The sequence below is a fragment of the Novilysobacter selenitireducens genome (assembly GCF_020026895.1).
GTDB classification, from domain to species: domain Bacteria; phylum Pseudomonadota; class Gammaproteobacteria; order Xanthomonadales; family Xanthomonadaceae; genus Lysobacter_C; species Lysobacter_C selenitireducens.
The window spans coordinates 782,687-801,441 of sequence record NZ_JAINZW010000001.1 but is presented as its reverse complement, the minus strand read 5'-3'; the positions used below and the strand labels follow the sequence as shown (position 1 = coordinate 801,441).

At 69.5% G+C, this 18,755-nt stretch carries 17 protein-coding genes and 2 pseudogenes; 10 read left to right on the top strand and 9 right to left on the bottom strand.

Annotated elements, in window-relative coordinates:
- Positions 1–157: 157 nt before the first annotated feature.
- The 3 genes and pseudogenes from K6753_RS14745 to sufT all read right to left on the bottom strand — a co-directional run.
- Positions 158–388, bottom strand: a pseudogene (locus K6753_RS14745) (proprotein convertase P-domain-containing protein); the annotation flags it as partial.
- Positions 389–523: 135 nt separating this feature from the next.
- Positions 524–2,233 (bottom strand): annotated as a pseudogene (locus K6753_RS03600) (S8 family peptidase); the annotation flags it as partial.
- A 366-nt stretch (positions 2,234–2,599) separates the two neighbouring features.
- The gene (gene sufT / locus K6753_RS03595; RefSeq protein ID WP_223674796.1) at positions 2,600–3,154 is read right to left on the bottom strand and encodes a putative Fe-S cluster assembly protein SufT; all 555 of its coding nucleotides are present in this window, start codon (positions 3,152–3,154) and stop codon (positions 2,600–2,602) included.
- A 164-nt stretch (positions 3,155–3,318) separates the two neighbouring features.
- Here sufT and K6753_RS03590 point away from each other — a divergent pair, with 164 nt between their 5' ends.
- A complete protein-coding gene (locus K6753_RS03590; RefSeq protein WP_223674795.1) occupies positions 3,319–3,699 on the top strand; it encodes a hypothetical protein in 381 nt (126 codons plus the stop codon).
- A gap of 15 nt (positions 3,700–3,714) precedes the next feature.
- Here K6753_RS03590 and K6753_RS03585 read toward each other — a convergent pair whose 3' ends face one another.
- On the bottom strand, positions 3,715–5,148 hold the full coding sequence (locus tag K6753_RS03585; protein WP_223674794.1) for an NAD(P)(+) transhydrogenase (Re/Si-specific) subunit beta: 1,434 nt from the start codon (positions 5,146–5,148) through the stop codon (positions 3,715–3,717).
- Positions 5,145–5,456, bottom strand: coding sequence for an NAD(P) transhydrogenase subunit alpha part 2 (locus K6753_RS03580; protein WP_223674793.1), 312 nt, complete (start codon positions 5,454–5,456; stop codon positions 5,145–5,147). Before K6753_RS03580 ends, K6753_RS03585 begins: the two co-directional genes overlap by 4 nt.
- Positions 5,457–5,754: 298 nt before the next feature.
- Between K6753_RS03580 and K6753_RS03575 the strand changes: the two genes are divergently transcribed.
- The 3 genes from K6753_RS03575 to K6753_RS03565 are packed head-to-tail and all read left to right on the top strand — an operon-like array spanning position 5,755 to position 7,164.
- Complete coding sequence (locus tag K6753_RS03575; RefSeq protein WP_223674792.1) at positions 5,755–6,315, top strand: RNA polymerase sigma factor; 561 nt, start codon at positions 5,755–5,757, stop codon at positions 6,313–6,315.
- Positions 6,312–6,695 (top strand): hypothetical protein, encoded by a 384-nt coding sequence (locus tag K6753_RS03570; protein WP_223674791.1) that lies wholly within the window; start codon positions 6,312–6,314, stop codon positions 6,693–6,695. Before K6753_RS03575 ends, K6753_RS03570 begins: the two co-directional genes overlap by 4 nt.
- A 1-nt stretch (position 6,696) precedes the next feature.
- Positions 6,697–7,164 (top strand): DUF3106 domain-containing protein, encoded by a 468-nt coding sequence (locus K6753_RS03565; RefSeq protein ID WP_223674790.1) that lies wholly within the window; start codon positions 6,697–6,699, stop codon positions 7,162–7,164.
- A 3-nt stretch (positions 7,165–7,167) separates the two neighbouring features.
- On the opposite strand, the gene K6753_RS03560 is transcribed toward K6753_RS03565, so the two are convergent.
- Positions 7,168–8,283 carry an NAD(P) transhydrogenase subunit alpha gene (locus tag K6753_RS03560; RefSeq protein ID WP_223674789.1) on the bottom strand — a complete coding sequence of 372 codons (1,116 nt, stop codon included), beginning with the start codon at positions 8,281–8,283 and terminating at the stop codon, positions 7,168–7,170.
- 139 nt (positions 8,284–8,422) lie between these two features.
- Positions 8,423–10,717, bottom strand: coding sequence for a DUF1631 family protein (locus K6753_RS03555; RefSeq protein WP_223674788.1), 2,295 nt, complete (start codon positions 10,715–10,717; stop codon positions 8,423–8,425).
- Between the two features lie 123 nt (positions 10,718–10,840).
- On the opposite strand from K6753_RS03555, the gene K6753_RS03550 reads away from it, so the two are divergent.
- The 3 genes from K6753_RS03550 to K6753_RS03540 are packed head-to-tail and all read left to right on the top strand — an operon-like array spanning position 10,841 to position 12,983.
- On the top strand, positions 10,841–11,455 hold the full coding sequence (locus K6753_RS03550; RefSeq protein WP_223674787.1) for a nitroreductase family protein: 615 nt from the start codon (positions 10,841–10,843) through the stop codon (positions 11,453–11,455).
- Positions 11,452–12,384: a 5'-3' exonuclease gene (locus K6753_RS03545; RefSeq protein WP_223674786.1), complete on the top strand. Its 933-nt coding sequence runs from the start codon at positions 11,452–11,454 to the stop codon at positions 12,382–12,384. The genes K6753_RS03550 and K6753_RS03545 overlap by 4 nt, the downstream gene beginning before the upstream one ends.
- A 35-nt stretch (positions 12,385–12,419) precedes the next feature.
- Positions 12,420–12,983, top strand: coding sequence for an NUDIX hydrolase (locus tag K6753_RS03540; RefSeq protein ID WP_223674785.1), 564 nt, complete (start codon positions 12,420–12,422; stop codon positions 12,981–12,983).
- Positions 12,984–13,172: 189 nt separating this feature from the next.
- On the opposite strand, the gene pip is transcribed toward K6753_RS03540, so the two are convergent.
- The gene (pip, locus tag K6753_RS03535; protein WP_223674784.1) at positions 13,173–14,114 is read right to left on the bottom strand and encodes a prolyl aminopeptidase; all 942 of its coding nucleotides are present in this window, start codon (positions 14,112–14,114) and stop codon (positions 13,173–13,175) included.
- 61 nt (positions 14,115–14,175) lie between these two features.
- Complete coding sequence (gene prmC / locus K6753_RS03530; RefSeq protein WP_223674783.1) at positions 14,176–15,018, bottom strand: peptide chain release factor N(5)-glutamine methyltransferase; 843 nt, start codon at positions 15,016–15,018, stop codon at positions 14,176–14,178.
- Between the two features lie 63 nt (positions 15,019–15,081).
- On the opposite strand from prmC, the gene K6753_RS03525 reads away from it, so the two are divergent.
- The 3 genes from K6753_RS03525 (at position 15,082) to ahpF (ending at position 18,678) form a co-directional block, all read left to right on the top strand.
- Entirely contained in the window at positions 15,082–15,969 is an 888-nt protein-coding gene (locus K6753_RS03525) for an alpha/beta hydrolase (protein WP_223674782.1), read from the top strand.
- Positions 15,970–16,290: 321 nt separating this feature from the next.
- Positions 16,291–16,854: an alkyl hydroperoxide reductase subunit C gene (gene ahpC / locus K6753_RS03520; RefSeq protein WP_223674781.1), complete on the top strand. Its 564-nt coding sequence runs from the start codon at positions 16,291–16,293 to the stop codon at positions 16,852–16,854.
- 246 nt (positions 16,855–17,100) lie between these two features.
- Positions 17,101–18,678: an alkyl hydroperoxide reductase subunit F gene (ahpF, locus tag K6753_RS03515; protein ID WP_223674780.1), complete on the top strand. Its 1,578-nt coding sequence runs from the start codon at positions 17,101–17,103 to the stop codon at positions 18,676–18,678.
- Positions 18,679–18,755 lie beyond the last annotated feature (77 nt).

Sequence of the window (18,755 nt, the reverse complement as noted above, 5' to 3'; positions counted from 1 at the left end):
GCACGTACAGAGCGCCGTCTCCTGTCGCCTGACGTCCGCCGCCCCGGCCGACGTCTCCACCCGCTCCGTCAATTCCCGGACACAAAAAGACCCCGGCCGAAGCCGGGGTCCAAGGTGTCGCGATGACTCGGATCGAGTCCGTTCGATCAGACCACTATCAGAACGTGATGCTCCAGCTGTTGATGTAGCCGGTGTCGCCGTTGTAGTTGTCGTTGACGCGCAGCTTCCAGGTGCCGTTGAGAGCTTCGCTGGAGAGGTTGAGCGTCGCGGTGCCGATGATGTTGTTGGCGCTGCCGCCGGAGCGGTTGTGGATGTTGTAGATCGAGCCGTCCGGCGCGACCACGTCCACCCGCAGGTCACCCTTGTAGGTGTGGCGGATGTCGACGGCCACCGGCACGCTGCTCGGGGCATTGCCGCTGCGGCCGGACACCGTGATCGGGCTTTCGACGGTGGAGTTGTCGGAGATCGTGTAGTCGCCGCTGTTGGTGTAGGTCTGCGGCTGGCCACCACCACCGCCGGTGTCGTAGTTGCCGACCAGGCTGACGCCGGAGAAGCTCGAGTAGGCCTTCACGCGGACGTAGTAGGTGCCGGCGCTCGGAGCGGCGATGGTGCAGGTCTCGTTGTTGCCGTTGAGGTACGGACGGCAGGTGTAGGTCGTGTCGGTCGGCGCGCTGCCGAACCGCACGTAGAGATCCGCATCACCCGTGCCACCGGACATGGTGAACGTCAGGTTGGAAGCACCCGACGGCACGGCCATCGTGTAGTTCAGCGAGTTGCCGGTGCTGGCGGACAGGCCGGTCTTGGCCACGCCCTTGGTCAGCACGGTGTCGCCGGGCTCCGGATCCGGATCCGGGTCGGGGTTGCCACCCGAGACGGCATCCACCGCGGCCTTGGCATTGATGATGCCGGCACCGCACCCGCCCGAGCAGCTGCCCGGCAGCGCGCGCGCGGTGTCCTTCAGGACCTGCTCGACCTGCGCCGGGGTCAACGGCGACGGTGCGGCGGCCTGCATCAGCGCGACCACGCCCGCCACGTGCGGTGCGGCCATGGAGGTGCCGTTGTAGTTGGCGTAGCTTTCCGAGCCCGGGCCCTGGCTGCCGCTGTTGAGCGTGGACTGGATGTTCACGCCCGGCGCGGACACGTCGATCAGCGAGCCGTAGTTGGAGAAGCTGGCGCGCGAGCCGTTGATGTCGGTGGCAGCCACCGAGATCACGCCGTTGCAGTTGCCGGGGGTGAAGCCCGAGACATTGGCGTTGCTGTTGCCGGCGGCCACGACGACGGTGGTGCCGCGCGAGATGGCGCCGTTGATGGCGTTCTGCGTGGTGGTGCCGCACGAGCCGCTGCCACCCAGGCTCATGTTGATGACTTCGGCCGGGGTCGGGTTGGCCGGCACGCCGCTGACGCTGCCGCCCGAGGCCCAGATGATGCCGTCGGCAATGTCGGAGGTGTAACCGCCGCCACGGCCCAGCACGCGCACGTGCTGCACCTTGGCGCCGAACGCGGTGCCGGCGACGCCGTTGTTGTTGTTGGTAAGCGCCGCGACCGTACCGGCCACGTGCGTGCCGTGCCAGCTGGAGCCCTGGCCCTGGTAGTAGTCGCCCGGATCGGCCGGGTTGTTGTCGCGACCGTTGCCGTCACCGCCAACGGTGGCGTCGCTGATCATGTCGTAGCCGGCAATGGTGTTGCCGTTGAGGTCGCTGTGGCTGGTGCTGCCGGTGTCGAGCACGGCGACCACGATGCCCTGGCCGGTGGAGACATCCCACGCCTGGTCGGCGCGGATGCCGCCGGTGGCGTTGAAGTAGCCCCACTGCTGGCTGTAGCGCGGGTCGTTGGGGGTCAACAGCGGCTGCAGCAGCTGGTCGACCTCGACGTACTCGACGTTCGGATCGGCGGCAAACTGGCGCATCAGCGCGGCGGCCTCGACGCGGTCCAGCTTGCGGCTGGCCGTGACGACGTCGGCGCCGGTGCCGATGCGACGCAGGCGCTGCAGGCCCAAGGCCTTGCCGCCGCGGGCAGCGGTGGCGGCGCGGTTGAGCGCGGTGTTCAGCGACGCCGTGCTGGTCTGCGGCGCGCTCCCCTCGCGGTACTTGACGATGAAGCGGTCGTGGGTCGGCGCGGACTGCAGCCCGGCCATGTTGACCCGGTCCGCGGCCAGGGCCGAGGTGGACGCGAGCGCGAGCGTAGTGGCTGCGGCCAGCGCGCGGACGCGCAGACCCGAATGGTGCTTGGACATCAGTGAAACCCCCGAAGACTTTCGTGATGTGTGCCGCTGGATGCGGCGAAAACCGGCATGGCCGATGGAGCGTTCTGGCCCCTGGCATGGCGGCAGGAACTGACGCGTTGCGTCAGGACATCGACGCTACGTGACGGTTCATGTGAAGTTCAAGTTGCGGCCGCAGCAATTTCACACTTCAAAATGTGACTTAAGTCTCATTTTTGTGGATTGCCATGCCAAAAGTCATGATTCGGCCGTAAAGCGGTCATAGGCCGCTTCCCGCCAGATCCGGCAAACAGCCGCCCGTTCCGACCGGCTGGCCGGAGACATGAATGGGGGGCCTTCGGGGTGCCGTCGGGAGGTGCTGCGTGCGGCGCTGGCCGCTCAGAGCATCCCGGTCTCGAGACGCGCCGATTCGGACATCATCGTGCGGTTCCACGGCGGGTCGAACACGAGTTCCACGTCCGCTTCCGCCACCGTCGGGATCATCTCCAGCTTGTCGCGAACGTCGGCGACGAGGATGTCGCCCATGCCGCAGGCCGGCGCGGTCAGGGTCATCTTGACCTCGATGGTGCGCTGACCGCCCTCGCCCGTCGGCAATACGCGGGCCTCGTACACCAGGCCCAGGTCGACCACGTTGATCGGGATCTCGGGGTCGAAGCAGGTGCGCAGCTGCTTCCAGACGAGCTGTTCGACCGCCTCGTCGTCCGCGCCTTCCGGTAGCTGCAACGGCTCGGGCGGCTCCTTGCCGATGGCGTCGGCATCCCGCCCGGCGATGCGGAACAGATTGCCCTCCACGAACACGGTGTAGCTGCCGCCCAGCGCCTGCGTGATGTAGCCGACGCTGCCGGCGGGGAGGTTGACCTCCTCACCCTGGGGCACGAGTACGGCGGCGCAATCGCGCTCGAATCGGACGGGTTCGCTGCTGCGGGAATACATGCCGGAAACATTGGGGTGCCACCGATGGGCACAAGACCGCCATTGTAACGGGCTACGCCGGCTATCCTGTCGCGCTGCCCCTGACGAGACTGCCCCCCCTGTCCATGACCGCCTCCGTTCCCCGCCCCGCCGAGGCCCGCCGATCCGCGCGTGGTGTCGGCTGGATGTCGTGGCTGCTGCTGTCGGTGGCAGTGCTGGGCTTCGCTGCGGTGTGGGTGCTGCTCGGAGCCAATACCGGCCGCCAGCACAGCTGGATGGCCGTGGTCGCCGCGCTCGATGTCGCCTGGGTCCTGCGCCTGGGCGGATGGCGCCCGGGCGCGCTGCGGTTGGCGCTGGGTGTCGTGGGCACCGCGACGGCCATTGCGTTGGCCAACTGGTGGCTGATCGCAGCCCACCTGGGCGCGATGCTGGGCCTGCAGCCGTGGGAGTCGGCGGTGCGCCTCGGCTCCGGGCTGGCGTGGACGCTGGCGCAACTGGCCAACGGCGCCGCGGACCTGGCGTGGATCGCGGTGGCGCTGGTGGTCGCGGCGGTCGCCTCGCGCTGACCTGGCGTCGCGGGCTCAGTGCCCGCCGTCGAGCGCCTTGAGTTCGCTGACCAGCGCCGCGGCCATGTCGGCGCCGTCGCCATACAGCATCCGCGTGTTGTCGGCGTAGAACAGGGCGTTCTCGATGCCGGCGAAGCCGGTGCCCTTGCCGCGCTTGATGACGATGGTGTTGCGCGAGTTCACCACGTCCAGGATCGGCATTCCATAGATCGGGCTGGCCGGGTCGGTTTTCGCCACCGGATTGACCACGTCATTGGCGCCGATCACCAGCGACACGTCGGTGGTGACGAACTCCGGGTTGATGTCGTCCATGTCGGCGATCAGGTCGTAGGGCACGCCCGCCTCGGCCAGCAGCACGTTCATGTGGCCGGGCATGCGGCCGGCCACCGGGTGGATGGCGAACTTCACCTTCACCCCGCGCTCGACCAGCCGCTGGGTGAGTTCCCATATCTTGTGCTGCGCCTGCGCCACGGCCATGCCGTAGCCGGGCACGATCACGACACGCTCGGCGAAGGCCATCATCGCCGCCACGTCCGCGGCCTCGATCGGCTTCTGGCTGCCGGCGATCTCCTGTGCCGTACCGCCGCCCCCGAAATTGGAGAACAGCACGCTCTTGACCGAGCGGTTCATCGCCTTGGCCATCAACCGCGTCAGCAGCATGCCCGCGGCGCCGACCATGGTGCCGGCGATGATCAGCGCCGGGTTGCCCAGCACGTAGCCCTCGAACGCCACCGCCAGGCCCGTCAGCGCGTTGTACAGCGAGATCACGACCGGCATGTCCGCGCCGCCGATCGGCAGCGTCATCAGCACGCCCAGCGCCAATGCCAGTGCGAAGAACACGATGATCGCCGTGAGGTCCAGCGTCTGCACGGCGATACCACCGGCGACCACCATGGCCACGAACACCGCGCCGTTGAACCATTGCTGGCCCGGGAACACCACCCGCCGGTCGAGACGGCCGTCGAGCTTGGCCCATGCGATCACGGAGCCCGACAGCGCCACCGCGCCGATCGCCCCGCCCAGCACGGCCAGCAGCACCGTCACGATCGACGGCTGGAAGGCGGCGAGGTCCGGTTGCAGGCCGCGCAGGGCCACGTCGCTCTGTCTGGCCGCGGACCAGCGCAACAGTTCGACCGCACCGATCGCCGCCGCCGAGCCGCCGCCCATGCCGTTGTAGAGCGCCACCATCTGGGGCATGTCCGTAATGGCCACGCGCTTGCCCGACACCCAGGCCAGCACCGTGCCCAGTACCAGCGCGATCACGATCAGCTCGAGGTTGTGCAGCCCCGGCAGCAGGAACGTGGCCGCCGTGGCGATCAACATGCCCCAGCCGGCCCACTGGATGCCGCTTCGCGCGGTCGCCGGCGAGGCCATGCGCTGCAGGCCGAGCAGGAACAGCGTGGCGGCAACGAGGTAGCTGGCACTGGCCAGCAACACCGCCCCGCTCACGCCTTGTCTCCGGGCTTGGCGGCGGGTTTGCGGCTGGACTTGAACATCTCCAGCATCCGTTCGGTCACCACGTAACCGCCGGCGGCGTTGCCCGCGCCCAGCAGCACCGCGATGAAGCCGACGACCTTTTCGGCCGTCGTGTCGGCATGCCCCAGCACCACCATCGCCCCGACCAGCACGATGCCGTGGATGAAGTTCGACCCGGACATGAGGGGCGTGTGCAGGATCACCGGCACCCGCGAGATGATCACGTGGCCGGCCACCGCGGCCAGCATGAAGATGTACAGCGCATCCAGGCCTTCGATCATCTCGCCTCCGGTGCATCACGCGGACATGCGCAGGGTGGTTCACGCATGCCGGCATCATAACCGCGGCCTGAATGCCGCCAAGGGGTGTCAACCGGGGGCAGCGACGTGCGTTATCCACGCTTGCAGCCGGGTGGCGGCGCTTCGGCAGGGACAGTGCGGGATGGACACGATCCGAGTTGCAAACACGGGGGCATGGCCATCCCCACCTGATTGCACCGTGGTGCACCCATGCCCGGGCCGGCACTGACAGGCGACCGGTATGCTGCAGCGCGTGTCAGTCGATGACGATTCCCACCCCATGCCCGCGGCTGCGTCCGTGGAGGCCGAGACGGCCGGGCCCGCGCCTGCGCTGTCGCTGGACGCGTTCCTGGCGGGGGTCGAGGTGCGCGCATTCCGTTTCGCCGAGATCGGCCTGCGCCAGCGCGACGACGCGTTGGACGCGGTGCAGGACGCGATGATGAAGATGCTGGCCTACGCCGACCGCCCCGCCGCGGAATGGACGCCGCTGTTCTGGAGCATCCTGCGCAGCCGCATCGTCGACATCCAGCGCCGGCGTTCGATGCGCCTGCGCTGGTTCGCCCCGCCGCCGGACGACGACCGTGGCGGCACCATGGACTGGGCGAACGACCCGGCGCCCGGGCCGGGGCGCACCCACGAGGGCAAGGAGGCTTACCGGCAACTGGCCGATGCGCTGGACCTGCTGCCTCGCCGGCAGCGCGAAGCCTTCAGCCTGCGCATCCTGGAAGAACTCGACGTCGCGACGACCGCGCGCGTCATGGGCTGCAGCGAAGGCACAGTCAAAACCCACCTCTCGCGCGCACGCGATGCGCTGCAACGGCACCTGGAACCCTGGCAATGAACACCCGACCCCCAAGCCCACCCGACACCGACACGGCGTTCGACCAATCGATGCGGCAGCGGTACGCACAGGCGTTGCAGGCGCTGCCGCCGTCGACCGCAGGCGCCCTGCGGGCCGCACGGCGCACGGCGCTGGACCCGGCGTCGCACGCCCGTAGCCCCCACCCGGCCCTGCGATGGGCCGGCGCGTTCGCGACCGTCGCCGCGTTGGCGCTGGGCCTGCGCTTCTTCGAGGACGAGCCGGCGACCGCACTCACGCAGCAGGTGGCGGCGGTGGATGCCGACGAGTTCGACGCCGCGATCGGCGCGCTCGACGAGAACCCCGATCTGTATCTGTGGCTGGCCGCGAACGACGACCTGCCCCCGACCCCGGAGCCGTGACATGCCGTTCCCCTCTTTCAAGCTGCACCTGGTGCCGCTCCTGATCGGCCTGGCTGCACTGGCCGGGCCGGCTGCCGCGCAGTCCGAAGCATCGACCACGCCGTCCGACACGTCTTCGTTGCCCACGTGGGAGCGCCTGACGCCGGAACAGCGCGAACGCCTCATCACGCCGCTGCGCGATCGCTGGAACAACGAGCCCGACGCGCGTGCGCGGATGCTGGCGCACGCGCAGCGCTGGCAGGACATGACGCCCGAAGAGCGCAGCAGGGCGCGCTCCGGGATGAAGCGCTGGCGCCACATGGACCCCGAGCAGCGCGAGCAGATGCGGGCCCTGTTCGCACGCATGCGCGCGCTTCCGCCGGAACAGCGCGCGACGCTCAAGGCCCAGTGGCGCGCGATGACGCCCGAGCAGCGACGTGAATGGGTCGATGCCAATCCGCCGCCCCGGGAGGGCCGGCAGGACCGTTGACGGTCAGGCCGTCGGCGCGCGCTCCGGCCAGACGGTCCGGGCCAGCAGTTCGTCGTCCCAGTCGTAGGCCAGTTGCCCGTCGCGGATAAACAGCGACACGAAGTTCAACACGTTGCGCGCGTACATCTCGCTCGCATGCAGGGCGCCGCGGCTGGCCAGGTCCACCGGTCCGGCGATGGTCACGCCGCCGTGTTCGATGGTTTCGCCCGGAGAGGTCAACTCGCAGTTGCCGCCGCTCTCCGCCGCGAGGTCGACGATGACGCTGCCGGGCTTCATGCCCGCGACCATGTCCGACCCGAGGATGCGTGGCGCGGGACGCCCCGGCACCGCGGCGGTGGAAATCACGACGTCGACCTGTCGCAGGTGCGCAGCCAACCGGCGCTGCTGTTCCGCCCGCTCCTCGTCGGTCAGCGCGCGCGCGTAGCCGCCCTCGCCTGACGCCGACACGCCCAGGTCGAGGAAACGCGCGCCCAGTGATTCGATCTGCTCGCGCGTTTCCGGCCGCACGTCGAACCCCTCGACCTGCGCGCCCAGGCGGCGCGCCGTCGCGATCGCCTGCAGGCCGGCCACACCGGCCCCGATGACCAGCACGCGCGAAGGCCGGATGGTGCCTGCGGCCGTGGTCAGCATCGGAAAGAAGCGCGGGGCGAGCTGCGCGGCCAGCAGCGTGGCCTTGTAGCCGGCCATGCCCGCCTGTGAACTGAGCACATCCATCGATTGCGCGCGAGTGGTGCGCGGCAGTCGCTCGAGCGGAAACACGTGCAGGCCCCGGGCGCGGATCGCCGCCGACCGTTCGGCGTCGGCATCCGGGGCGATCAATCCGACCAGGGCGGCACCCTCGCGCATCCGCATGAGGCGTTCCGGCACCGGTGGCCTGACGCACAGCAGCACGTCGGCCGCGTCCAGCACCGTGTCGGCGCTGTCGTGCAGGTGAGCACCGGCCTCTACGAACGCCTCGTCGGCAAACCCCGCCAGGCTGCCCGCCCCTCGTTCGATCGCGACCCGGGCGCCCGCGGTGACCAGCTTGCGGCAGGTCTCGGGCGTGATCGCGACGCGACGCTCGCCGGGCGCGGTTTCGGCGGTCACGCCGACGGTCAGGGCAGGAGGTGCCTCGGTCATGCGATGTCCTTGTGCGCCGACGCCGGACGGGCGACTCGCCAGATCCTAGCGAATGGGCGCGGCGCGTGCGACGAGGGCCCTTCGAGGCGCTACCGCCTGAGACGCGGCCTGAAGGGCGACCCGACCGGGCCGCGGCCGATCAGTGTTGGCCGACGGCCTTGTCCAGGCGCTGGCGGACCTGCCGCATCGCCTCGTCGAACGCGGTGCTCTCGGTGCCCAGTACCAGGCGCCCTGCGGTGGCCAGCACGGCCAGCTCATCGACCGAGGCGGCCAGCACGCGCATGCCGCGCCGGTTGACCAGCAACATGCGCGAAGTCAGCGGGCTGATCCATGCGACCTTCGCGGGCACCACTTCGCCCTGGGTGTCTGTCAGCCGGACCCAGTCACCCGCCTTCAGGCCGCGCAGCAGCTCGACCAGTGTCCCGTCGGGCTCACCGGCTCCGGTCGCGCCGGACAGCCACACGCGACGCTCCTCGGCGCCTTCGTCCTCGGCCTCGCCCGCGCGGGGCGGCGGGGCTTGCACATTGCGCGGGCGGTCGGGCGTCGCCAGGGCATGGACCAGCCCGGCCAGTGCATGCCGCGCGGCGCTGTCGTCCAGTCCCGAACTCGCCAGGCACTGCACGATCGCAGGCTCCAATGCCAGCAGGTGGTCGGCCAGCTCCTTGCCTCGGTTCTCGGCGGCCAGGCGGTCGGCTTCCAGAAGGGCGTCGCCCAGGTTGAAGGCTTCGGCCTGGCGCGCAGGCTCGTCGCCTTCGCGAAGCACGGTCTGGACGACGTGATGGCGCCAAGGCTCGGCCAGGAAGTCGGCGACGGCACGCGTCATCCGCTGACCCTTCAGCCGGTCGATAACCGCGCTGTCGGCGGCGGCGCGCGCCGAGCCCAGGCGCTCGCGGCCCATGGTGGCCTTGACCGCACGCTGCTCCTGCAGGTCGACGCGGCGGCGTTGCTGGCTCAGCAGCGCATCGAGCTCGGCATGCGCCAGCTCGAACACGGCCATGTCCTCGTTGTACTCGGCGACGATGCGCTGCGAGGCGGCGGCGGCGCGGTCGAGCAGCTCGCGGTCCTGCGGCGTCGTGGCCTGGTTGCCCTCGCAGGCCTCGGTGATGGCGTCCAACAGCTTGCGCGCGGGGTGGTCCTGCGCAACGAAGACGCTTTCATCGCTCAGCGCCACCTTGACGTACGGCAGCACGAGGCGCGCGTAGAGCCGGCGGGCGCGGTCCTGCAGCGAATGGCTGCGGAACAGGGAATCGAACAGCAGTGCCACCAGGTCGATGGCGTCCTCTTCCTGCGCGCTGAAGCGGGTCTGGTCGGGGTTGAGCCCGATCCGCCGCGCGCCGTCGGTGAGGTGATCGCGGATGGTGTCGGCGAGGCGGCCGGATCCGGCCAGCGCACGGGCGAATGCATCCGGTGGCTCGTGCTGCATCATCGAGGCGACGCTGAGCATCTCGTCGATGCGCATTTCGCGGGTGGCCGTCGATGCTGTCGCAGCGGGGGCCTTTGCCGCCGGACGCGCCGGACCGATGCCCTGCTGCTGGAGTCCTTCCCGCCAGGTCTGCAGCAGGCTGCGCAGGTCGGCCAGTTCCTGGGCGACGTGTTCGCGCAGTTCAGCCTGCTGGGCCGGCTGTGCCGGAGCGGGTGCTGCGGGTTGCGGCGCGCCCGTGGGTGCGTCGAAGCCCGACCAGCCCGGGTCCGGCGCACCGGTGGTCGCCGGGCGTTCGCGCGGCTCCACGGTATCGTGGACGAACCCCTGCGGCTGCGACGGGCGCGGTGCCTCGCGCGGCTGCGCCTGGGGGCTGGCGACCCCGTAACCGGCCGACGCCAGCAGCGTGTTGACGCGACCGTAGAAGTCGCCCAGCAGCATCGCCAGGTCCTGCTCGTACTGGCGGAACATCAACGAACGCACGGACGGCGTGGGTTCGGTCTCGCGGAACGTTTCCACGAAGGCTGCGGCCAGGCGCTCCGGGCCGATCGGATTGACCTCGCCCGTCGTCCCAAGGGCCGCGCTGAGCGTGGTGAGCCGGCCGCGCAGCATCTCCAGCGGACGCTGGTAACGGGCCAGCACGGCCTCGGCCAGGCGCTGTCCCTGCAGCTGGAACTCGAGCTGGTCGTCTTCGATCAGGCCCAGCGGCAGGTCGCCGCGGTGGCGCACGCGCAGGCCACGGAAATCGTCGAAGCCCTGGGCAAGCTGCTGCCGGAACCGCATCGACAGCGTGGCGTTCTGCTGGCGCAGCATCCGCAGGGAGCCCAGGTCCTCGAAATGCCCCGGCCCCGCCATGCCATTGGCCACGGCATTGTCGAGCGTCTGCTCGACGCCACGGAACAGCATCCCCGGCAGGCTGCCGAGCTGCTCGACCGCGAGGCGCTTGATTTCCTCGAGTACGCGCAACGGCTCCATCGGAGTTGCGTTGACCACGCCAAGCGGGCTGTTCGACACGGGTGAATCCCCCCGGGGACTGGTGTGACGCGGACAGGTGACGCTGGGCGTCGCCTACGACACACGCGGGAGCATAGTGGCAAGATAGGTCAGCCAGCAGGCAAGTTTTCGATTATGTGACTGATGTCGCCAAAACTCCACGACGCAACTCTCCCCGGCCGCCCCGACAGCCTCCTGCTCCACGCCCTGGATGCCCGCCGGTCGGTCCCTGCCAAGCAGCTGGTTGACCCCGGCCCCGACCCCGAAACCCTGCTGCGGATGCTTCAGTCCGCCGTGCGCGTACCCGACCACGGCAAGCGGGTGCCGTTCCGCTTCCTGTCGATCGAGGGCGATGCCCGCACCGACCTGGGCGAGCGACTGGCCGCCCTGGCCTTGGCGCGGGACCCAAACGCCGCCGCCTCGGCGATCGAGAAGGACCGCCACCGCTTCACACATGCGCCCCTGGTGATCGTCGTCGTGGCCAGGCTGGGCCCGGACGAGAAGATCCCCGCGTCCGAGCGACTGCTGACCGCCGGCTGTGTGTGCTTCGCGCTTCTGCAGGCCGCACAGGGCTGCGGTTTCGGCGCGAGCTGGCTGACCGGCTGGCCGGCCTACGACCGCGAGGTGCTGGGCTGGCTCGGACTGGAGGCGAACGAACATGTCGCCGGCTTCATCCACATAGGCACCCCCAAACTGGAAGCCCCCGAGCGCGACCGTCCTGACGCGAGCGGTCTGCTGCAGCCGTGGACGGGCGCGTGAGCGGCGCACCCACGCTCTACCTGGTCGATGCCAGTCTTTATGTATTCCGCGCGTGGCACTCGATGCCCGACGAGTTCACCGATGCCGACGGCTGGCCGAGCAACGCGGTGCAGGGATTCGCGCGCTTCCTGATGGAGCTGCTGGACCGTGCCCGCCCCCAGCATGTCGCGGTGGCGTTCGATGAAGCGCTGGATTCGTGCTTCCGCAATGCCATCTACCCCGCCTACAAGGCCAACCGCGAGCCCGCACCCGAGGCTTTGAGGCGCCAGTTCGCGCACTGCAAGGCGCTGGTGGCCTCGCTGGGCCTGGCGGTGCTGGCGCATCCCGAGTACGAGGCCGACGACCTGATCGGCACCGCGACGCACGCCGCGCGGCGCCACGGGATGCGCGCGGTAATCGTCTCGGCCGACAAGGACCTGTCGCAGTTGCTGGCCGACGGCGACGAGCAATGGGATTTCGCACGCAACCAGCGCTGGGGTGCGGACGGCGTGCACGCGCGCCACGGTGTGCACGCGCACCAGATCGCCGACTACCTCGCCCTCACCGGCGATGCGATCGACAACATTCCGGGCGTGCCGGGCGTGGGCGCCAAGACCGCCGCCGCGCTGCTGGCCCATTTCCAGACACTGGATGCCCTGCTCGAGCGCATCGACGAAGTTCCTTACCTGCGCCTTCGTGGCGCGAGGGCCTGCGCCGAGCGCCTGCGCCTGCATCGCGAGCAGGCGCTGCTGTGCCGGCAACTGGCGACGATCGCGCTGGATGCGCCGTTGCCGCAGGGGGATGCACGCTTTGCCCGCGGCAACGCCGATGCCGCCGCGCTGGGCGCCCTGTGCGACCACCTCCGCTTCGGCCCGATGACGCGCCGCCGTCTGTACATGGCCGCGGGCCTGGACTTCGCGCCGCCCGGCGTCGCCAACGCCAACGCATGACCCCACGCGTCATCGCAAGCCGCTAGCATCGCCGCATGGACCACGACCCGACCGACACCGCCCCCGAACTCCTCTACGAAGGCGTCTGGCTGCGCATGCTGCGCCGAGGCCAGTGGGAATACGCCGAACGCACGCACGGCAATGGCATGGCGGTGATCGTGATCGCGGTGACGCCGGCCGACACCGTGCTGTTCGTCGAGCAGTACCGCGTGCCCCTGGGCGCGCGCACCATCGAGATGCCAGCCGGGCTGGTCGGCGACGACCACGCGCACGACACGTTGATCGACGCGGCGCGGCGCGAACTCGAAGAGGAAACCGGCTGGCACCCGGCGCACGTCGACGTGCTGCTGGTCGGCCCCACCTCCTCGGGCATGAGCAACGAACGGATCGCATTCGTCCGCGCCCGCGGGCTGACCCGCGTCGGCGAAGGTGGCGGTGTCGGCAGCGAGGACATCACCGTGCACGAGGTGCCGCGCGCCGAGGCACCCGCCTGGCTGATGCGCAAGCAGGCCGAGGGCTTCGAACTCGACCTCAAACTGTGGGCCGGGCTGTGGATGATCGAGCACAACCCGGACGGGTCGCGCGCGGAGCCCGTGTAGGGCTCGCCCTCGATTTTTGCGTATGGCCGCGTCCGCAAGCGACCCGCGAAAGGCGGACCGCTTGTAGGAGCGACGTGAGTCGCGATTCGTTGACTCCGGAAATGACGTGGTCGCGAGTCGCGTCGCTCCTGCATCCGTGCACCGGGGATCGCGGCTGAAGCCGCTCCTACAGTTCTGCGGCGCCGGTGCCTAGGCGAAGCGGTCCGTCGCCTCCACGAGTGCGTCGACGTTCTCGGCCTCGAACGCCGAGTGGCCCGATGCCGGCGTGATCACCAGGTCCGCCTTCGGCCACGCCTTGTGCAGGTCCCAGGCATTGGCGACCGGGCACACCACGTCGTAGCGGCCGTGCACGATCACGCCGGGGATGTCGGCGATGCGGCCGGCGTCGCGCAGCAGCTGGTCGTCGCACTCGAAGAAGCCGCCGTTGACGAAGTAGTGGTTCTCGATGCGCGCGAAGGCCAGCGCGAAGTGCGGGTCTTCGTGGCTGTGGGCGAAATCCTCATCCACGTGCAGGAAGCTGGTCGCGCCTTCCCAGACGCTCCAGGCCTTCGCCGCCTCCAGCCGCTCGGACTCGACCTCGGACGTGAGGCGGCGGTGGTAGGCGCCGATCAGGTCCTTGCGCTCGACCTCCGGGATCGGCTTGAGGTAGTGCTCCCAGGCGTCAGGGAACAGGCGCGAGGCGCCCTCCTGGTAGAACCACTCCAGCTCCCAGCGACGCAGCATGAAGATGCCGCGCAGCACCAGCTCGGTCACCTTGTCGGGGTGCTTCTGCGCGTAGGCCAGCGCCAGCGTCGAACCCCAGGAGCCGCCGAACACCTGCCAGCGTTCGACGTCCAGGTGCCGACGCAGGCGCTCGATGTCCTCGACCAGGTCCCACGTGGTGTTGTCGACGAGGTCCGCGTGCGGGGTCGAACGCCCGCTGCCGCGCTGGTCGAACAGCACGATCCGGTACTTGGCCGGGTCATGGAAGCGCCGCATCTTGTCGCTGCACCCGCCGCCCGGCCCGCCGTGCAACAGCACCACCGGCTTGCCGTCGGGGTTGCCGCACTGCTCGTAATAGAGCGTGTGGCGGTCGTCGACCTCCAGCGTGCCGGTGTCGAAGGGCTGGATCTCGGGATACAGGGTGCGCATGGCGGCCTCGGGTGCGGGGTGGCGGGCAGTCTATCGCGCGATGCGGTGGCGCCCGGCGTGCTTACGCCGGCCGACGGCCCAGCGTCACGCGGTCACGGCCTTCCAGGTCGCGCTCCGTCGCCACCTCGGAGAAACCGGCCGCGACCAGCAGCTCGCGCACGGCATCGCCCTGCGTCCAGCCGTGCTCCAGCAGCAGCCATCCACCCGGCACGAGGTGCCGGCCGGCACCGGCGACGATCGTGCGGATGTCGTCCAGGCCATCGCGCCCCGACGCCAGCGCGCTGCGCGGCTCATGGCGAAGGTCGCCCTGCCCCAGGTGCGGGTCGTCATCGGCGATATACGGCGGGTTGCTGGCAATGAGGTCGAACGTGGAACCCGCGTCGATGGCATCGAACCAGTGGCCGACGTGGAACGCGACATTGTCCAGCGCCAGGCGTTGCGCATTGCCACGCGCTACCTCGAGCGCACGCTCGCTGGCGTCGGTCGCCACCACGTGCGCGGCCGGTCGCTCGAGCGCGAGGGCAAGCGCGATCGCACCGCTGCCCGTGCCCAGGTCGAGTACACGCACATCGCCCGCGGACGGCAGCCGCTCCAGCGCCAGCTCGACCAGCCGCTCGGTATCGGCCCTCGGCACCAGCGTTGCCGGCGACACCGCCAGGTCCATCGTCCAGAATCCGCGGCGGCCGGTGAGGTATGCGACCGGTTCACCGGCGACCCGGCGGGCGACCAGCGCGTCGAAGCGCGCCAGCGTGTCGCCGTCGAGCATCTCGTCGCCGTGCGCGAACAGCCACGCGGTGTTCCGGCCCACCACGTGCGCCATCAGGTGATCGGCGTCGCCCGCGTCGCCACCGGCCTCGATGACCGACTGCCTTGCCCTGCGCACCGCCGCATCCAACCGTTCCATTGCGTCGTACCTCCGGTCCAGCCCGCCGGCCTGCCGGCGCGCACCACTGCGCCGGTTTCCTGCATGACGTTGATTTCCCGCACCCTCGCCATCCCGGCGCTCGCACTCGGCACGCTGCTGACCACCGGATGCGAGAGCCTGCTGTTCCGCTATGCCAATCGCGGCCTGCCGCCACCGGAAGCCAGCGTCGTGTACGCGCCCGACCGCGGCCTGCAGCTGGACATCTACCGGCCGCAAGGCATCAGCGAAGGTGCCGCGCCCACCGTGGTGTTCTTTTACGGCGGCGGATGGCAACGCGGGGAGCGCGGGCAGTACCAGTTCGTCGGCCGGCAGTTGGCGCGCCATGGCGTGCTGGCGATTGTCGCCGATTACCGCACGTTCCCGGAGGCGGTCTTCCCGGCGTTCGTCGACGACGGCGCGCGCGCGGTTGCGTGGGCGTCGATGCATGCGGGTGCCTACGGCGGCGACGCCCGGCGGCTGTTCGTTGCCGGGCACTCGGCCGGGGCGCAGATCGCCGCACTGCTGGGCACCGACCCGGTGTATCTCGACGCCCACGGGCTGTCGCCCTCCCAGCTGGCCGGGGTCATCGGGTTGGCCGGCCCGTACGACTTCGAGATCACCGGACGCTATCGCGACGTGTTCGGCCCGCCGTCGCAGTGGCCGCAGGCACAGGCCGTGCGCCATGTGACCGGCGATGAGCCGCCATTCCTGTTGATCCATGGCGAGGACGACCGCGTCGTGGAGGCGCGTGACAGCCGCCAACTGGCCCGGCGGCTGCGCGAGGCCGGCGGCGATGCGTCGGTGGTGATGCTGCCCGATGCCGGCCACAGCGCGCCGGTGCTGGGGCTGTACGACCCCAGGCGTGCGCCCGCGGTCCTGCCGGCGATCCTCGGATTCGTACGGGGCGGCGATCCAGACCGGGGTGCGGCCGTGGCACCCGGCACCCGCTGATAGGCGCCAGCCGCGTTTTCGCGGGCCGCCGCGGGCTGCCGGGGGATCGACCCGAGCATCGACTCGGGGCCAAGAACTCCCGCACGAGCCATAGCCGTTGGCGCGCATTCAGCGCCGAATGGACCGCACAGCGGTGGGGAAGGCGCTGCAAACACTGCGATCACCGCGAGCCAACGGCTTTCTGGCAAAGATGGATGACGCCCTTCGATAGTTTTTGACTATCTTAATGATTGCATACATCAATTTGATATATCGATTGGCGCTGACTATCATGGCGCTCGTTTTCCACCCTCCCTCCATATGCAAAGGAGTTTTTTGCGCATGTCTTTGATCAACACCAAGGTGCCCTCCTTCAAGGCCCAGGCCTTCCACAACGGCAAGTTCGTCGAGGTCAGCGACGAGACGCTGAAGGGCGAGTGGTCCGTCATCGTCTTCATGCCGGCGGCCTTCACGTTCAACTGCCCGACCGAGGTCGAGGACGCGGCCGACAACTACGACGAGTTCCAGAAGGCCGGTGCCGAGGTCTACATCGTCACCACCGACACCCACTTCTCGCACAAGGTGTGGCACGAGACCTCGCCGGCCGTAGGCAAGGCGAAGTTCCCGCTGGTCGGTGACCCGACCCACGCGCTGACCAAGGCGTTCGGCGTGCACATCGAGGAAGAGGGCCTGGCCCTGCGCGGCACCTTCATCGTGAACCCCGAGGGCGTCATCAAGGCCTACGAGGTGCACGACAACGCCATCGCCCGCGACATGAAGGAAGCGCTGCGCAAGCTGAAGGCCGCGCGTTACGTCGCCAACCACCCGGGCGAGGTGTGCCCGGCCAAGTGGAAGGAAGGCGAGAAGACCCTGTCGCCGTCGCTGGACCTGGTCGGCAAGATCTAAGTCCCACACGCGTATCCGGATGCCCGGGCGGTCCGCCGCCCGGGTACTCCGTCCGATTGCTTCCACTAGCGGCCTGGTCCGGCCGGCCTGACTCCCCCGGGCTCCCTCCCCAACGGGCCCGGCCGCTAGTGCAAGCAACCGGCTCGCCACCCGCTCTTCTAGACCGGCGGCGTTTGCTGCCGCACCGGTTCGTGGCCGCCAAACCGTTTCGCATCACCCCTACATGCCTTCGTGGAGCCCCACCCCATGCTCGACGCCAACCTGAAGTCCCAACTCTCGACCTACCTGGAGAAGCTCCAGCAGCCGATCGAGCTCGTGTCCTCGCTCGACGACGGCGAGAAATCCAGCGAGCTGGAAGCCCTGCTGCAGGACATCGCCTCGCTGTCGGACAAGGTGACCTACGAGCGCCGCGACGACGACGCGCGCCGCCCGTCGTTCGCCATCGCGCGTGCCGGCACGGACGTCGATGTCAGGTTCGCCGGCATTCCCATGGGCCACGAGTTCACCTCGCTGGTGCTGGCACTGCTGCAGGTGGGCGGCCACCCGCCGAAGATCGACACAGCCGTGCAGGACCAGATCCGCGACCTGGAGGGCACCTTCAGGTTCGAGACCTACATGTCGCTGTCCTGCCAGAGCTGCCCGGACACCATCCAGGCGCTCAACGCGATGAGCGCGATCAACCCGAACATCACGCACGTCGCCATCGACGGCGCGCTGTTCCAGGAGGAGGTCGAGGCCCGCGAGGTCATGGCCGTGCCGACCGTGTTCCTCAATGGCGAGCTGTTCGGCAACGGCCGCATGGAGGTGGAGCAGATCCTGGCGAAGCTCGACACCGGCGCCGCCGCGCGCTCGGCCGAGCAGATCAAGGCCAAGGCGCCGTTCGACGTGCTGGTCGTGGGCGGCGGCCCGGCCGGCGCGGCCGCGGCCATCTACGCCGCGCGCAAGGGCATTCGCACCGGCATCGCCGCCGAGCGTTTCGGCGGCCAGGTGCTGGACACCATGGCCATCGAGAACTTCATTTCCATGCCCTACACCGAAGGTCCCAAGCTGGCCGTCGCGCTGGAGCAGCACGTGCGCGAATACGAAGTCGACCTGATGAACCTGCAGCGCGCCAGCAAGCTGGTGCCGGCGCAGGAGCCGGGCGGGCTGATCGAGGTCCAGCTGGAAAGCGGTGCGTCGCTCAAGGCGAAGTCGGTCATCCTCTCGACCGGCGCGCGCTGGCGCCAGATGGGCGTGCCCGGCGAGGAGCAGTACCGCAACCGCGGCGTGGCGTACTGCCCGCACTGCGACGGCCCGCTCTACAAGGGCAAGCGCGTGGCGGTGATCGGCGGCGGCAACTCCGGCGTCGAAGCCGCGATCGACTTGGCCGGCATCGTCCAGCACGTCACGCTGGTGGAGTTCGACGCCAAGCTCCGCGCCGACGAGGTCCTGCAGCGCAAGCTGCGCAGCCTGAAGAACGTCGACATCATCACCAGCGGCCAGACGACCGAAGTGCTGGGCGACGGCAAGAAGGTGAACGGTCTGGTGGTCAAGGACCGCAACAGCGGCGAGTCGCGCACGATCGAACTGGAAGGCGTGTTCGTCCAGATCGGCCTGCTGCCCAACACCGAATGGCTCAAGGGCACGGTGGAGCTGTCCCCGCGCGGCGAGATCGTCATCGACGAGCGCGGCGCGACCAGTGTCCCGGGCGTGCTTGCCGCCGGCGATGCCACCACGGTGCCGTACAAGCAGATCGTGGTGGCGATGGGCGCGGGCAGCACGGCGGCACTGGGTGCATTCGACCACCTGATCCGCATGCCGGCCGCGCTGGCCGAAGCCGCGTAAGGCGGGCGACCCGCATGGCGGCCGGGACGACCAGCGGCGTATCGCTCCTTTCGCGGCGATACTCGCCCCGCGTCTCC